General features: G+C 49.4%; 1 pseudogene. It reads right to left on the bottom strand.

Annotated features, from left to right (window positions below):
* Nucleotides 1–118: 118 nt before the first annotated feature.
* Nucleotides 119–464, bottom strand: a pseudogene (locus tag ACTHUE_RS20265) (nicotinate phosphoribosyltransferase); the annotation flags it as partial.

Genomic DNA, 464 nt, shown 5'->3' with positions numbered 1-464 from the left:
CAACAAAACCAATATCATCCTGCGCCGCATGGGTTCGGCAGAATTACCTGAAAGCGATATGGATTAATGAAAAAGGTCGTCTGAACATTTCAGACGGCCTTTGTTTTTAGGCTTTCTCTTACGGCTCCGGTACGTCAAACACTTGGCGCAGGTAAGCGAGGAAGGTGTTGTTGGTGGTCATGGTTTTGCACGGGGAGTCGGAGAGCTTGGCGACGGATTGGCCGTTACACTCGACGAGCTTCAAAACAATGTTCAAAGGCGTGTGTCCCAAGTCGTTGGTCGGATTGGTACCGATACCGAAAATGGTTTTGAAACGGTCTTTGAAGTATTGGTGCAACGCCCATGAACGCTCAATATCGAGGCCGTCTGAAAAGGCCAGCATTTTGGTGCGGCTGTCGATTTTAAGTTTTTTGTAATGCTCGTAGGCTTTGTCGCCCCAAACATAAGGATCGCCGCCGTCGTGG

The organism is Neisseria sp. P0021.S005, assembly GCF_051956955.1.
This window is presented reverse-complemented; position numbering and strand designations above follow the sequence as displayed.